Here is a 15,218-nt window from a genome sequence, read left to right as displayed (position 1 = left end):
CCGCGTCCTAAAGCCCGTCCCCTATTAAAAGATATTTCATTGAGCTGAACTTAATGATTGGCTTAAACTAAGCTTCAGATGAGGATAGCCCATCTGAAGCCTGGTTATCATTATGCAAAAGCTAATAGCTTTTTTAAACTACTTATAAAATCTCTTAAGCATCTCTTCTATGTCAGCTGCGGAAGAAATCTTGTCAGGAGTTAGAACTTCAGCCTTCTCGCCATTTACATACACGATCATGGTTGGAAGTCCTAAAACCTTTTGAGCAATTGCAAGCCTTCTGTTCTGGCTGGTATTAAGACTTGCAAACTTTATCTTATCCCCATACTTTTCCTCAAGCTTGTGAACATCAGGCATAAGCTCAAGGCATTTTTGACACTTTTCACCCCAGAAATCAACAAAAACAGGTTTTTCAGTATAATTAATAACTTCAGCATCAAAGTTTTCCTTGTTAAGTTCTAACATAATAATACCTCCTACTTAAATTTTTCATTAATGTATTCTTCTGCTGCAATTACAGCTATTGCTCCGTCGGCTGCAGCTGTAATTACCTGCCTTAAAGTCTTCTGTCTAACATCGCCTGCCGCGAAAACTCCCTCTACGTTTGTCCTCATTTCCGTATCTGTTATTATATATCCCCTCTCATCCATTTCGATATGTCCTCTGAATACTTCTGTTATAGGATCAAGCCCTACAAATACGAATATACCGTTGACAGGAATCTCAGATGTCTCTCCTGTTTTGACATTCTTAATAATCAATCCTTCAACTATCTCTTCTCCTCTTGCTTCTACAGGAACACTATTCCAGATGAACTTAATCTTTGGATTGTTAAAGGCTTTTTCCTGTAGAGATTTTGCAGCCCTCAACTCATCCCTTCTATGAATAATTGTTACTGATTCTGCGAACTTTGTAAGATAAATGGCTTCAGTTAAGGCAGAATCTCCCCCGCCAATTACTGCTACATCGAGGCCTTCAAAGAAGTCAGCATCGCAGGTTGCACAATATGAAACTCCCCTGGCCCTTAATTCAACTTCATTCTTAAATCCTGCAAGCCTTGGTTCAGCTCCCGTAGCGATTATAACTGTTCTTCCCTGATATTCTTCATTTTTACCTTTAACAACCTTTATATCCCCGGTAAAGTCAACGCCAACAACCTCATCCTTGACAAACTTGGTTCCAAACTCTTCCGCCTGCTGCCTCATTCTTTCTGTAAGTGAAGGGCCCGTTGCATTTTCAATTGAACCAGGGTAGTTTTCGACTTCAGCAGTTGTCGACATTTGCCCCCCAAAATTTCCTTTCTCTATGATGAGAACATCAAGTTTTGCCCTTGAGCCATAAAGCCCTGATGATAAACCTGCAGGTCCTCCCCCTATTATGATGATGTCATGAATATTTGCCACATCAATCACTCCTTTGTATTTAGTTTAGGGCGTTTTTTATAAGTTCGAAATCTACTGCTCTGTAGTCCTCAAGCACCTCTTCGGGCCAATTTCTTGGAGGCTTATTATTTAGTAATTTTAATGTGATTTCGATGCTGTTCTCTATTAGTATAAGAGAATTTAAATCAACTGATTCATATGCTTTTAAAGTAATGGCCACAGTTTTATAGGGAGTTTGATTTGGCTTTATGCTCCCCATAAGAGGATGTGTCATAAGTCTGTGACCAAGATGTATATAATCCCTGACCTTAATAAGAACATCTAAAAGGCTTCCCTCTATGAAATCAACCCGATGATTCCCCCTAAAGGACGTATCAGATAGTACATTATTCGTTACTATTATTATTTTTTCTATCAATTAATACACCTCTTGTCAATACCCTGCTCTTCCTTTAATTGTTAAAGGATTAAAAAAGAGAATGCAATGCAGCCATTACATTCTCTCTGTCCCAAGTTCAGAGGCCTGTCAGCAAACAGTACTTTTGCCTGAGAGTATCATCAAATCTGGCAAATTTGACTTACCCCTTCGGCGCCCTAATCGGGTCTCTCCCATTTGCATCATCCAGAATATTATATTTTAAATTATGCTCTCCAATTTCATTATAAGGCATTATCAAAAATTTTGCTATCGATTTTTATAATATTACCAATAAATTTATTTCATTCCTGGAAATCCCATCTGCCTTAAAGCCTCATATGCTATAATCGCCACTGAATTTGAAAGGTTTAGCGATCTATCGGTTGATTCTATCATGGGAAGCTTAATTGAACTTTCCTTAAAAATCTCCCTTACGCTGTCAGGCACTCCCGAAGATTCTCTTCCAAACATTATGTAGTCTCCTTTTTCATAGCTTACCGCATTATAAAATTTTTTAGCTCTGGTTGTTGCAAGAAATATCCTTGCTCCTCTATTTTTTTCTAAAAACTCTTCAAAGCTTTCATAGTACACTACATCAAGTTTGTACCAGTAATCCATTCCTGATCTTCTAAGATGTTTATCCGTTATCTCAAATCCAAGTGGCTTAATTAAGTGAAGTCTAGAATTTGTAAGTACACAGGTTCTTCCTATATTTCCAGTGTTTTGAGGTATCTCAGGTTGATACAGCACTATATTTAAATTCATAGAAACTCCTCCCGCTTAATTTAACGTATTATGCCAGTTCCGCTTTAAAAGACTCTGACATAAAATGTATATTGTGCTTATAACCACGCTTGCACACAGATGTTTAAAAGCAGCATCATATTTATTTTTATTATAAACCAATTTTTTAATCATTTAATACCTTTTAATGTTCCCTCCCATTTCTCCATTCACCAATCCGACTAGGATAATAAAGGCATTTATTCTTAAAAAACAAAAAGGCCAGCACATGCTGACCTTTTTTACTGGCGGAGAAAGTGGGATTCGAACCCACGGTAGGGTTACCCCTACGCCGGTTTTCAAGACCGGTGCCTTAAACCAACTCGACCATCTCTCCGTATTAGACAGTTAGAGATTAGATGTTGAAAATTAAATTATATGAAAACTAACTTCCAACATCCTGCTTCCAACTTCTAAATGGTGACCCCTAGGGGACTCGAACCCCTGTTACCACCGTGAAAGGGTGGTGTCTTAACCGCTTGACCAAGGGGCCATTAGCAAATCATATTATATATTAACAGGAATTTGCACCAACATCAACAACATTTTTCAACAATTTAAGACAAACTTTTCGATGGCCTTGGCAACTCCATCATTCTCATTGGTGTCTGTTACATAGTCAGCTATATTTTTAACATAATCCTCTGCATTCCCCATCGCTATCCCAAGGCCTGCATACTGAATCATGCTGATATCGTTTTCATTGTCACCTATACATATAACCTCATCTGATGATATATTAAAATAGTTCGCAAGAAATTTTACTGCCTCTCCCTTTGAAACGCCATATTCCATAACCTCAAAATTATTTGAATACGAAGATGCAATAGATAAATCTGCTACTTCAACAGTTTCCCTAATCTCCCTTCGAAGCTTATGTAGACCATCTATATCATCCCCCATAATTACAGCCTTTAAAAGTCTGTTTCTGTTTTTTTCTATTACCTCATCAAAATTATTTACTACTTCAATCTTTATCCTGTCACCTTCTGGCAGACTCTCATTCCACTTTTTATAGTTTGCTGATATAAAGGATATTTCTTCGGCGAATACTGTATCGGCTGTAAATAAAGTGGGTTTAAAACCATATTTTTTTGCCATCTCGACAAGCTTTCGCACCTTTTGGGGATTCATATACTTCTCATAAATGATTCTTTCGCTATCCTTCTCCCTTATATAGGCGCCATTTGACGCTATTATAGGAGCCTTTGTTCCAATTATCCCTGCATAAATCCTTGCGGATGCAAATATTCTTCCAGTGCACACAACAAGCTTCACTCCAAGATCCGCTGCCTTTTTTAAAGTTTCCTTTGTCCTTTCACTCACCTCTTTGTTGTCATTTAACAAAGTACCATCCATATCCATTGCTACCAATTTGTATTTCATGCCATCACCTGCTTTTAAATTCTACTAAAAAATATACTAACATAAATTATTTACATTGACAAAGAAAAATATAATAGGGCATTAAAGTTAATTTAAACTTCCATGCCCTCAATTAACTATTCAGGGTTTAACTCCATCCTTCAAAAACTTCCACTCAAGTACATCATCCCTTTTAAGTCTATATACTCCAGCACCCACGCTGTACTTTTTCCCATTTACAAAATAACACCATCCGCTCTCAGGGCCTGCATCTCTTTCCTTTAAATTGGCAATCATGGAGAAATATATAGTTTCTCCTGCTCCAACAGCCCTGTACCTTATTCCCTTGCTTTTTAGCATTTCAATGGTTACCTCAGCCACAGTCCTGTTCTCTATATTTGTGCTTGCGGACAGTATTTTTTTCCCACTTATTGTATCCAAAAAAATTATATTGTCCTTTGCTTTCTCCTGCTTTTGTGGTTCGCTTTTAGATGGGTTACTGGCATCATCGTTATTTTTGTTCCTATCTACTTCTTTATTTTGTTCCTTTATCCGATTCTGCTCCTGCTTAATCTGATTATCATTTTGTTTAGCCTGATTTTGATTTGTGCCAGTCACTTCAATGTTTACATCTGCGTTTTCTGCATTAGAGGCTATGTAGTTTCTCTGATAGCCCTTTGCAAACAACATTACACCCAGGGAAAAAAGTATAACTGCCGCAATGAGCATCCCTCTTCGTTTCATGCCACCTTACCCTTTCTAACGTTATTTCTAATTAACATTACGGCTGTTGCTGCCGCACCAGCAATCATAAAACCTATACCTATCCAGCCTATTGTAGTGATGTTTCCTTTATCCTTTACTGCGGTTAAATCTCTATCGATTAGGAAATAATCACTACAGTGGGTAATGTTTATGGTAATATACCCCTCATAATCTACACCCAGAGGTCCTGAAATTTTTTCAATCTTATCTTCTTCAGCATTATAATAATATAAATAAATGTTATTCCTGTTTTTCCCGTTCAGCCAGCCCGAATCCAGCTTAATTCTTACCTCTGCCTTTCCCGGAAGTATGCCATTATCCTTAAACGATACTATATATGCTCCCTTTACCTTTCCAAGTATCTTTTCTCTATGTTCAGACAGTTTATTAAGTCCCAAGTCAATGTCCTTGGTTTCCTGGGTTATATCCGTTCCTCTGAATATCCATACCAATCCATCAACTTCAAAACTTAAAATCTTGTTGGTTCCCTTTATAGAATCGAAGACCTCCTTGCTAACCCTTGTATTTTGTGATGCATCTATTTTTATCACAGTACCATCCGGGACCCTTTCTAAAAGCTTTAAAATGGTTTCAGCTTCGTTCTTTATTATTTCGCCTTTGTATTCTTCCATTGAGTCCACAGCATTTTTTTCTTTACCTTCATCAGTACTTGCACTTTCATTTTCATAAGTATTTTCATTAACTACTTTGCTATTTTTTGAAATGAAGGAGCCTTTGCTTTTGTAACCATCCTGGTTTGAATCCACACTTGGCACATAATTGTACTTAGATAGTTCCTCTGAATTAATGCTGCTCTTATAAAAATCATATTTTCCGGTATTTTTAAATTCCTGTAATGCTATTAGTGCTCGTAATGCCTGTTCTGTTGCTATGTAGTTATTTCCACCATCCAGAGAATGTTTAAACTGACCATTAGTTCCCTTAAATGAAAGGAGTGCAGAAACAAGGTCGCCCCTTTCCTTTGTAAAGAGGATTCCCTCAGGGTTTATACCGATAGAAGTTAATCCAAGTATAGCAAAGGATATACTTTCACTGAAACGCCCATATTCATCATGCAAATATCCCTCTTTATCCTGAAGTTTTGAAAGGCTCTGTACTGCGCCATCTACAGAATCCTTTACCTCTGGTATTAAATCATAAAACTCAGAAAGAGCATTTATTGCTATACCTGTAATATCAGGATTTATTCTATTCCCATATAGAGCCCATCCCCTATATTCAACTCCATTTAGTTCATATTTAAGCTGCTTATCCAGAAGCAAATCAACCAACTGCCTTTTTGTTATTTTATACTCTTCAGGAATGTTCGCATATTTATAGCTTATGAGCCCGAAAATAATATCGTTTATATAAAATTTGTTTATATCTCTATTAAAAAGTTCTGATACAAGGTTATATCCCATAAAGTTATACGGACTGTATCCTGAGGCCGTAAGATGAATTATAAGTTTCTCCAAATCCGTATTGCTGTAATCCTTTACACCGTATTTGAAGATTTCTTCTGCATTTTTCTTTACATAATCACCATCGGGTTTTATAGAAAATTTGTTGAGGGTAACTGCTGCCCAGGGCTCAGCAGTGTTGTTTTTTATATAACCTAAAGTATCCCTTATTTCTTTATTTATATCCTTCACAATACCGGTATTATCCCTTGTCACTTCATTAAAACGGGAGTCAGTATAGTTAAAGCTTGGTGAGTGTTCATTATCAATTATGAAGGTACCCTTGTCCATAACAACGGTTGGCAGTTTGTCTATATTATATCCGCTTATTCTATATGTATGTTCGCCCTTTGAAAGTCCGGTTATTTCTATTTCTCCGCTATCGTTAGTTATATAGTTTATGTTATCTATACTTACAATTGCACCCTTTATAGGAGTTATTACTTCGGAATTTGAGATCCAGTCAAAGTTTTTATATACAAACTTCATTTTGAACCTTTCATTTTCTTTTACAATTTCCGGTATAAACACTATGCTGTTAACATAGGGAGTTGAAAAATCCCCGTAATACAGAATTATGCTTTCACCTTCCTTTGGAAAATACCCGTCCAAACCTGACATTGGCGATATCACTGAGTCCCTGGTTTTAATGTAGTATAACCATCCATCATACCCGCCGAATTTCTTTTCGCTTAATCCATTTATAGAACTTATATATAAGCTACCCCAACTTGCTCTTGAAATCGTAAATGGTATCTTGTTTTCATTTAAAACATTTTTTACTATTTCCAGTGCATTCTCTCCCTTTGCGCTGCCCTCTGCAATAGTTCCATTTAAGCCCTCAATTCTAACTGGAACCAAAAAGCTGTTAGTCTCTGCCTTTACCTTATTATTTAATATAAACAATCCCTGAGTTAATGCTAAAATCCCTATTAAAAAAATACTTATTATTCTCTTTTTCATAACTTTACCTCCAACTATCTTATATAGGTTATCTCAAGCCTTCTTTTAAACCTCCTTAAAACTCTAACAAGCCTTTCGAAAAAGATCATAGAAAATAAAAAATTGGATATGGCATGTAAAACATCAAATGTCAGCCCCAGCGCATATGCTGATATTATGCTCTTTAAAGTTAAAGGCCTTATATATCCAAGTACGTGCCATAAATTCATTATCCAGTCAAATAGAAATCCATACAAAAAGCATATAACCGAAAATTTTTCTACTGAAATATTAGCCCTTGCTTTACCTATAATTCCTGAAATCACGCCAACAATACCCCAGCCAAACATCTGCCATGGAGACCATGGCCCCTGACCAAGAAATATATTGGATATAAAAGCAGCTGTACTTCCCACTAAAAATCCTTCATAAGGACCAAACACAAACCCTGAAATGGCTACAATAAAGGTGGTTGGCTGAACACCAGGTGCAAAGGCAAATATAGCTCTGCCTACACCTGCAAATGCACTTAATGTTGCTATAACAGCAATTTCTTTAGTACCCATAGCGCTTTTCTCAAAATACATATAACTTAAAATCAGTATTGCTAAAACAACAATGGTGACAAATAATGGAATGTACTCCTGTATTTTGCCTGTTATTGTTAAAAACAGAAGTATGCTGATAAAAAATGTCGTTAAATATATGCTTAATTTTCTCATCCGGCTACCTCCTGACAGAACTCAAGGCCTGTTCCAGACTGAAAATTCTTTTATTCTTGTCTCTGAGCAGCTTATTAATTTCCGTAGTATAGTAAATGCTTTCACTTAAAACTTCTTCCCTTGTGCCTATCGATACTATCTCTCCGTTAAAAATAATTCCGAATCTATCGCAGAACTCGCTTGCAAAATCAACATCGTGTGTTATTAAAATTATCGTTGTTCCATTTTTATTCAGAGATTTTAAAACTCTGCCCAGCTTTCTTTTTGCTTCAAAATCAAGCCCCCTCGTGGGTTCATCAAGAAGAAGCAGCTTTGGCCTTAATACCAGAATGGAAGCAATTGCAACCCTCTGCCTTTCTCCTCCGCTTATGTCCCTTGGATTTTTATGTCTGAGTTCATAAATATTGAGGTCTTTAAGAGTAATATCTATAACACCATCATCCTTAATGCCATAATTATCAAGCGTAAATTTCAATTCATCATAAACCGTGTCTTTAGATATATAATCATTTGGATTCTGGGATACGTATCCCGATATCAGTGCAATGTCCCTCACCCCTAAATTTTTAACTTCTTTATCCATTATCCTTATGCTTCCCGAATATTTTAAAAGGCCCATAATGCTCTTAAGCAGCGTACTCTTTCCTGCTCCGTTTGGACCAAAAATCCCGATGAAATCCCCTTCATTAACTAAGAGATTTATTCCCCTGAGTATTTCTTCATTTCCATAGCCGCAGTAAAGGTTTTTAATTGACAGGATGCATTTAGAGCTTCCTTTATGCTTATCCTCCTTCAGGCGGAATTCAAATCTGCCTAATGCCCTTCGCGTTTCCCTAATGGTAAGGGGCATTTTCTCTATGCCAAGAGCCTTTGCAAGCTTCAAACGGGTCGGTAAAAATCCTCTTAAATATTCATCATCACTTAAGTAAAGCTCCTCACGTGTTCCAACAAATAAAAGCATACCATCCTTCATTATTCCTATCCTGTCGCATATTTGAAACCACCTGTCAACCCTCTGCTCAACCACAACGATAGTTATGCCAAGCTCATCATTTATTTTTTTTATAAGTTCAACCACCTCTTCGGCGGAGGAAGGATCAAGCTGTGAAGTAGGCTCATCCAGCAGTATACATTGGGGCAAACCGGCAACTGCCGAAGTAATTGCAACCCTCTGTTTCTGCCCCCCTGATAGAGTATTTATATCCTGAAGAGCAATATCCTGTATGTTGGAGAACTGAAGCGCCTCCCATACTCTCCTTTTAATGTTTTTTTCCTCCACACCAATATTTTCTAATCCAAAGGCTATTTCTCTGTGAACTTTATTCATCAAAAGCTGCCTCTCGGGATCCTGAAAAATCATTCCTATTGTTCCCGACCTCTCCTGGTGCGTCATGTTCTCCACTGCTTTCCCCTGAATCTCAATTTTTCCCCATAGAGTTCCTCCATAAAAATAGGGTATTGCCCCAGAGATGCACTTAAGCAGAGTTGATTTTCCTGAACCTGAATCCCCCATTAAAAGAAAAATTTCTCCCTTTTCTATCTCTAAACTTACATCCTTCAATGCCCTATCCCTTTCATCGGGATAAGAATAACTTAAACCTTTAATATCTATGTAAGCCATCTTCATTCTCCTCAGTCAAAATTAAAATTAATGCTGCAAGCATAAGAAGCATTATAAAAACAGTTATTGCACCTAAATTGATAAATTTTGATACATCAATACCTATATATATATCAAAGTTTAAGCTTCCGCTAATCCTAAAAAATAAATAAACAACGATGAGTAGAAATGCATAAAGGGTTACAATATAATCCTTCCTTCCAAAGGTCTGCCTGTCATATACAGTTCGTTTCCCACTCAAAAACCCCTTCACATAGGCAGCTTCACCGATGTCAAAGGCTCCGTCTAAGGAACTTTCAAGAAGAATTGACAGAATCGGTATAAAGGCCTTTATTCTTTCCCTCATACCCTTTCCTTCAAAATCCACTCCCCTTATGCTGTATATTTGCTTAAGGGTTACCAATCTGTTTTTCATGCTGGGGAATAACTTGAAGGTCACCATCATCATCAATGTGGATTTGGGCATTTTGCTGGAAAAAAATGAAACGGCCCTATCCGAATCGATCATTATGCCCATCATCATAAACAGGTACATAATAAGCAAAAGCTTGAAGGAAAGCATAAAGGAAACTATTAGAGACTCAAGGGTAAAATCTTTGCCAAAGGCTTTGAAAAGCATTATTGTACCATCAGTTACAAAAATCATATTTATGATTAACGTAACTGCAAAAAAAGGCGCAAAATATTTAAACCCGTCTTTTATATCCTTTGAATGTCCGCATGTAATGAAAACTACTAAGAAATATATAAATATGCCTGTTAAAATTAATGGGCTTTCACAAGAAAAAATTATTATCATGAGTATAATGCTTGTAAAAGCCAATGTGAGAACATGAAATATATTATAATTGCGTTTCATCTTTCCTCCTTTCCTCCAGGTTTGGAGGGAAAAATAAAAAGCCCGGAAAAGGGCTTTAAAATCAATTTTAAAGCTCCCTTCCCTCCGAAGGTGCTTAAATTTCAAGTACAGGCAGGTTTCCTGGCTCGTGGATCATCTTACTCCCTGGCCTTCCCTAAAGGTGGCATATCAGGTTTCATACTCACTTACAGTAGCGGGGGCTGCAGTGGCTTCACACCACTTTCCCTTTTAACTCCGGTCTCCCGGAGCACCTATACCGTTATTCACTTATCAATTAAATTATAATCTTTCCAAAATGAAATTTCAATGTTCTGGAAAAATATTTGCCTTTTTAAATTAAAGATTCAATTTACAGAACATCGCTGCAATTAAAAATATATTTCATTTACTTATAAACTTATTTAATTTTCCATCCTTTGTAATATAATTATTTAGTGAGGTGATTAAAATGACTATGGATCTATGTCCTCTTTGCAAGCAAGAGGGTGACAGGGTAGCTTTAATTACAGTAGAAAGTCTTGTTAAGGATTATTTTAGAAAGCATCTTAAATCCTATACATATGGTTTTTGTACCAATCCAAAATGCAATGTTGTTTACTATAACAACGACACAGACGAAATATATTTTCAGAGGGATTTAAAGGTTCCGGTGTGGTTTAAAGAACAGGACAACCCAATAATATGCTACTGCAAAAACGTTACTTTGAAGGACATTATTGATGAAATAGCTATTAAAAAAACTTCATCAACCGTTGAGGATATTATCTCAAAGACGGGAGCAATGAAGGGCTGTCAGTGTAAAACCCAAAACCCCTCAGGCAAATGCTGCAGGCCCGTATTGGAGGATGCTGTAGCATTTGCTTTAGAGCTAAGGGATAAAGAAAAATAAATATTTTCATTTTGGTTATTGTAATTTCTCGCTAAATTGCTTATGATTTATTATGAATTTAATATTAAACCTGATGCTAGGGGAGCGTTATGCTGAGAGGAAGGTTAAACCTTCGACCCTCTGAACCTGAACCGGGTAATTCCGGCGAAGGGAAGCACAATTGCTCTTCTCCTATTTTGCATCGGTAAAAAGGAGGAGGTTTTTTATGTATTACTTTATCAACATGTTTAAAAAAATTCCCGAAATCAAGCTTCAAAGCTGGGCATTTATGCTGGGCTTGATTGCCGCATCTCTACTCATTTCAAGAATCCTGGAAAGGGATGAAAAATTTAATACTAAAAAGCTTACATATGGAAGTTTATGCGTCGCGCTAGCCTTTATTCTTTCATATATAAGGCTTTATAAGATGCCCCAGGGAGGTTCTGTCACCCTTGGAAGTATGCTGCCTATAATGTTCTATGCCTTTATATTTGGCCCCATGGAAGGTATATTAGCTGGAATGGTCTATGGAATACTTCAATTTATTCAAGATCCATATATAGTACACTGGTTTCAGGTTTTAATAGATTATCCATTTGCCTTTGGTGCATTAGGGCTTGCTGGATACTTTAAAAACAATTTTCCCATTGGTGTTACAGTTGGAGTTTTAGGAAGATTTATATTTAACTTTTTATCTGGAGTATTTTTCTTTGCAGACTATGCTCCTGAAGGTATGAGCCCTGTTCTGTATTCGATTATATATAACGGTTCATTCCTTTCAGTTGAATTAATCATTGCCCTTATAATAGTCATGATACCTCAATTTAAGCAGGCTATTTTAAGGGTTAAATCTGAGGCTTTATAATATAAAAATTATTCCGTTCACTTTCGTACTGTGATTGATAGGCCAAGTTGGGATAATTAACATATATTCCTAAATACGTCTAAAAACAAAATAAAAACCAACAATAGAAATTTTCAACTTCAATCGCTGAAAAACTATTGTTGGTTTTTAAATTTTTATGTATTAAATATCGTTTAAAACTAACAATGGTGGTGCGGGTGACAGGACTTGAACCTGCACGTCTTTTGGACACTGGAACCTGAATCCAGCGCGTCTGCCAATTCCACCACACCCGCGTTTACATAAACATTTTATCACCAAATATTTAATTTGTCTATACATAAAATCAAATTTTTCACATTATAGTTCTCCTCTAGTGTGGCTTCTCTTACCACATCCCCAGCCTTTCAACGGGAGCAGAGCTGTCCTTGTGATATCAAAAATATAGAACTTCAATCTGCTTCCCTGCCTAATTATTTCACCCTTAATATTTCTCAACATTCTGTCAAGCTTTTTGCGGTGCCTTTTTTTAAAGGATGCTTCTCCATATAACATCCCTTCATAAAGCAGTATATATTCATCAAGCTCCATATCCACTACTCTGCCAAGCCTCTCTAGAAATTCCCTAATTGTCATGCCTGTGCTGTATTCTATGTTTATATACTTTCCATAAATAATTAATTTTTGAAGCGAATAGTATATATACCTTTTCCTTTTAAGCAACGACATACTCCATATAAGCGCTATTAATCCCAATATTAATATTGCAGAAATAGGATAAACTATATACATGATATTTATACTATCATTGGTATGGACTTCCACGTTATCGGTTTCTATGGTGCCATCCTGTGGCCTGGGTGCCTGTAGCCTTGCAGGGGTATCTCCTGATGCATCGCTCTCCTGATCGTTATCCTGTGGTGCATTCGCTCCCCCATCAGTGTCTGATTTTAAATCAAGCGCAATAGAACTCATTCCAGGTGTGGGATCAAAGGCTGCCCACCCTATTCCATCGAAATATATCTCAACCCAGGCATGGGCGTCGCTGTTTAATATATTCATCTCCTGGCTGCCTCTTATTATACCCTGATAGGCATATCCCTCCACATATCTTGAAGGAAGGTTAATAATTCTGGCCATAACGGCCATGGCAGTAGCATAATAGGTACAGTAACCCTTCTTTTCATCAAACAGAAAATAATCAACAAAGTCCCTGTTCCCTGGAACGATAGAAGTTTCTGTGCTGTACGGGTAGTTGTCTTTCAGGTATTTTTCAATTGCAGATGCCTTCTCAAAAGGAGTTTTGTATTTCGAAGTTATTTCCATTGTTAAGTCAAATACCCTTGAAGGAATATCGGGAAGTTTTAAATATTTTTTTATATTATCATCATATATTTTATTGTTTAAATCATAATTTAGAGTCATAAGGGATTTCTGAATCTCAGCCGCATCGTATTCTTTGAAATTCACCTCATAGCTTTTTGTCCTTCTTGCTACCCTGGGATGGTATATTCCCATATCCGAATCAACAAGTACATATTTCCAGCTGTTACTTACACTTACGGGATAGAGAGAGTTAAATGCTGTTGTCGTTTCAATCTTTGCAGGGGTAATCTTAATTTTTTTATACTCTTCTTTCAAGATGACGGTAAGCCCCGAATTGATTTCACCTTCGACCTTCTCCGTCTTTTCATCTGTTTTTTTCCATACATGTCCGGTATAAGAGTCGCTTATGCTTCCCCTAAGATGCAAATTTGAAACATCCTTATCGCTATACACCCTGAAAGCTATGGAATTATCCATATTTATGGGCCCACCAAGCTGTCCGGGGTTTTCCTGGTAGCCTGTAAAGGTAAGATTGAATTTCTCCTTCAAACCACTTTCAGAGAGCCTCCGATCACTCCTGCCGGTTAAACTCTCAAATCTATTTACTATATTTTCTTCAAACCAGTCAAAGGTTATGGGCTTTATGTCATATTTAAACAATTGAGTAATAAAATTGGTAAATAGAACCAATATTACCGTTAGGCTTATCCATCTATAGAAATAATTCTTTTTGACATCGCTATCCCCACTGCTCCATCTATCCCTCTTCTTTACATATTCATTAAATGCATAGAGTATGATAGTTAATATAAGAAAGATACTGCAGCCTTTAAACATATCGTTGTTTCCTAGATAATAATATGATACATATATTCCAGAACCTGCAAATAATAAAATCGTGGTGTTCTTCTTTATAACAACCAGAAAATAAACAGCTATAAGTGAAAGTGACATAACAGCGTATACAAAGTTTATATAATATTTAATGAATTCATGAGGTATGTACTGGCTTGCAAACATAACATGAATAAAATCTTTATAGTTATTAACCAAATAGTTTGTAAATTCTATTATTCTTGAGGGTTTAAATATAAAAACAGGAATTAATATAAGAAGGGCGGCATATTTGTTGTTTATACTGAGCCACAAATATATCAATATGGAAGCTGCAATTAGAAAAGCTATTCTGATGTCGTATTTTATGTCAACAAACTTAAAGGTAGAATCTATTATATTAAGAGTTATGCCAATTAGAAAAATAAAATATATTATAAAATCACGGGGTGCTGACTTCCATTTCATTTTGATTCTAGTACCCCCTTTATATCAGATTCCGATGTAACAAAATACATCCTTATTTCCGAATTAGAAAGAACAGATTTTATATCATCTTCAAGCTCTTCATCGCTGATAAATATTAGAACTATATCGTATCCCATTTCTTTAATCGCTTCAAAGGCCCTTGCATCCTCACTTCCAAGATCACCTGTAATAATTATCAAGGAAGATCCTCTGGCAATGAGCTTTATTCTCTTTTCCAAAACATCCTTTAGCGAATTGTATCCATCCGATGTAACCTCACAAAATATCTCCTGAAAATTCTTAAATTCTTTTATGTCCCTTCCTCTTATATAATGAAGCTTTAATGCATTTACGTACATATTTACAGATACAGAATTTGACAGAAAGAACCAACTAAGAGATGCTGCAGCTTCAACTGCTCTCTCTTCCAAAATCTTCGAATTCCCCCTTTTGTAACAGTCTTTTAGTCTCTTGCAAAACCTTGAAAGGCTTAATTTTTAAGGCTCTGCATTCATCTATATGCAGGATATCCCCCAACATTTATCGAATTATATATGT

The 15,218-nt window shown here is 36.4% G+C and carries 15 protein-coding genes, 3 tRNA genes and 3 riboswitches; of the genes, 3 read left to right on the top strand and 15 right to left on the bottom strand.

Features of this window, described 5'->3' with window-relative positions:
* Positions 1–138: 138 nt before the first annotated feature.
* The 12 genes from trxA to EDD71_RS16020 all read right to left on the bottom strand — a co-directional run bounded on the left by trxA (position 139) and on the right by EDD71_RS16020 (position 9,876).
* Complete coding sequence (trxA, locus tag EDD71_RS12095; RefSeq protein ID WP_133629000.1) at positions 139–465, bottom strand: thioredoxin TrxA; 327 nt, start codon at positions 463–465, stop codon at positions 139–141.
* Between the two features lie 11 nt (positions 466–476).
* A complete protein-coding gene (trxB, locus tag EDD71_RS12090; protein ID WP_133628999.1) occupies positions 477–1,403 on the bottom strand; it encodes a thioredoxin-disulfide reductase in 927 nt (308 codons plus the stop codon).
* 19 nt (positions 1,404–1,422) lie between these two features.
* Positions 1,423–1,800, bottom strand: a complete 378-nt coding sequence (locus EDD71_RS12085) for a GrdX family protein (protein WP_243116459.1) — start codon at positions 1,798–1,800, stop codon at positions 1,423–1,425.
* A gap of 106 nt (positions 1,801–1,906) precedes the next feature.
* A riboswitch (glycine riboswitch) is annotated at positions 1,907–2,004 on the bottom strand.
* A gap of 93 nt (positions 2,005–2,097) precedes the next feature.
* On the bottom strand, positions 2,098–2,565 hold the full coding sequence (locus EDD71_RS12080) for a tRNA (cytidine(34)-2'-O)-methyltransferase (RefSeq protein WP_133628998.1): 468 nt from the start codon (positions 2,563–2,565) through the stop codon (positions 2,098–2,100).
* Positions 2,566–2,829: 264 nt separating this feature from the next.
* Positions 2,830–2,920: transfer RNA gene (locus EDD71_RS12075), tRNA-Ser, on the bottom strand.
* Positions 2,921–3,001: 81 nt separating this feature from the next.
* Positions 3,002–3,076 (bottom strand) — tRNA-Glu (locus EDD71_RS12070).
* A 56-nt stretch (positions 3,077–3,132) separates the two neighbouring features.
* Positions 3,133–3,969 carry a Cof-type HAD-IIB family hydrolase gene (locus EDD71_RS12065; RefSeq protein ID WP_133628997.1) on the bottom strand — a complete coding sequence of 279 codons (837 nt, stop codon included), beginning with the start codon at positions 3,967–3,969 and terminating at the stop codon, positions 3,133–3,135.
* A gap of 120 nt (positions 3,970–4,089) precedes the next feature.
* A complete protein-coding gene (locus EDD71_RS12060; protein ID WP_133628996.1) occupies positions 4,090–4,692 on the bottom strand; it encodes a DUF4430 domain-containing protein in 603 nt (200 codons plus the stop codon).
* The gene (locus tag EDD71_RS12055) at positions 4,689–7,139 is read right to left on the bottom strand and encodes a hypothetical protein (RefSeq protein WP_133628995.1); all 2,451 of its coding nucleotides are present in this window, start codon (positions 7,137–7,139) and stop codon (positions 4,689–4,691) included. The genes EDD71_RS12060 and EDD71_RS12055 overlap by 4 nt, the downstream gene beginning before the upstream one ends.
* A gap of 14 nt (positions 7,140–7,153) precedes the next feature.
* Positions 7,154–7,840 carry an ECF transporter S component gene (locus EDD71_RS12050; protein ID WP_133628994.1) on the bottom strand — a complete coding sequence of 229 codons (687 nt, stop codon included), beginning with the start codon at positions 7,838–7,840 and terminating at the stop codon, positions 7,154–7,156.
* A gap of 4 nt (positions 7,841–7,844) precedes the next feature.
* The gene (locus EDD71_RS12045; protein WP_133628993.1) at positions 7,845–9,461 is read right to left on the bottom strand and encodes an ABC transporter ATP-binding protein; all 1,617 of its coding nucleotides are present in this window, start codon (positions 9,459–9,461) and stop codon (positions 7,845–7,847) included.
* Positions 9,442–9,876 (bottom strand): energy-coupling factor transporter transmembrane component T, encoded by a 435-nt coding sequence (locus EDD71_RS16020; RefSeq protein ID WP_341472342.1) that lies wholly within the window; start codon positions 9,874–9,876, stop codon positions 9,442–9,444. The genes EDD71_RS12045 and EDD71_RS16020 overlap by 20 nt, the downstream gene beginning before the upstream one ends.
* Before the next feature lie 37 nt (positions 9,877–9,913).
* Here EDD71_RS16020 and EDD71_RS16015 point away from each other — a divergent pair, with 37 nt between their 5' ends.
* From EDD71_RS16015 to thiT, 3 genes are all read left to right on the top strand, one after another.
* The gene (locus EDD71_RS16015; RefSeq protein WP_341472341.1) at positions 9,914–10,297 is read left to right on the top strand and encodes a hypothetical protein; all 384 of its coding nucleotides are present in this window, start codon (positions 9,914–9,916) and stop codon (positions 10,295–10,297) included.
* Between the two features lie 116 nt (positions 10,298–10,413).
* Positions 10,414–10,590, bottom strand: a riboswitch (cobalamin riboswitch).
* Between the two features lie 178 nt (positions 10,591–10,768).
* Positions 10,769–11,209, top strand: coding sequence for a (2Fe-2S)-binding protein (locus EDD71_RS12035; RefSeq protein WP_133628991.1), 441 nt, complete (start codon positions 10,769–10,771; stop codon positions 11,207–11,209).
* A gap of 68 nt (positions 11,210–11,277) precedes the next feature.
* Positions 11,278–11,379: riboswitch (TPP riboswitch) on the top strand.
* A gap of 35 nt (positions 11,380–11,414) precedes the next feature.
* On the top strand, positions 11,415–12,053 hold the full coding sequence (thiT, locus tag EDD71_RS12030) for an energy-coupled thiamine transporter ThiT (protein ID WP_133628990.1): 639 nt from the start codon (positions 11,415–11,417) through the stop codon (positions 12,051–12,053).
* 189 nt (positions 12,054–12,242) lie between these two features.
* On the opposite strand, the gene EDD71_RS12025 is transcribed toward thiT, so the two are convergent.
* From EDD71_RS12025 to EDD71_RS12015, 3 genes are all read right to left on the bottom strand, one after another.
* Positions 12,243–12,328: transfer RNA gene (locus tag EDD71_RS12025), tRNA-Leu, on the bottom strand.
* A gap of 64 nt (positions 12,329–12,392) precedes the next feature.
* Positions 12,393–14,660 carry a transglutaminase-like domain-containing protein gene (locus EDD71_RS12020; protein ID WP_133628989.1) on the bottom strand — a complete coding sequence of 756 codons (2,268 nt, stop codon included), beginning with the start codon at positions 14,658–14,660 and terminating at the stop codon, positions 12,393–12,395.
* A complete protein-coding gene (locus EDD71_RS12015; RefSeq protein ID WP_133628988.1) occupies positions 14,657–15,091 on the bottom strand; it encodes a DUF58 domain-containing protein in 435 nt (144 codons plus the stop codon). Before EDD71_RS12015 ends, EDD71_RS12020 begins: the two co-directional genes overlap by 4 nt.
* Positions 15,092–15,218: the final 127 nt, after the last annotated feature.

Origin of the sequence: Fonticella tunisiensis (assembly GCF_004364155.1) — a bacterium.
In the GTDB taxonomy this organism is placed as follows: Bacteria; Bacillota; Clostridia; order Clostridiales; family Caloramatoraceae; genus Fonticella; species Fonticella tunisiensis.
The sequence above is the reverse complement of the archived record's forward strand: the minus strand, read 5'-3'. Positions and strand labels throughout refer to the sequence as shown.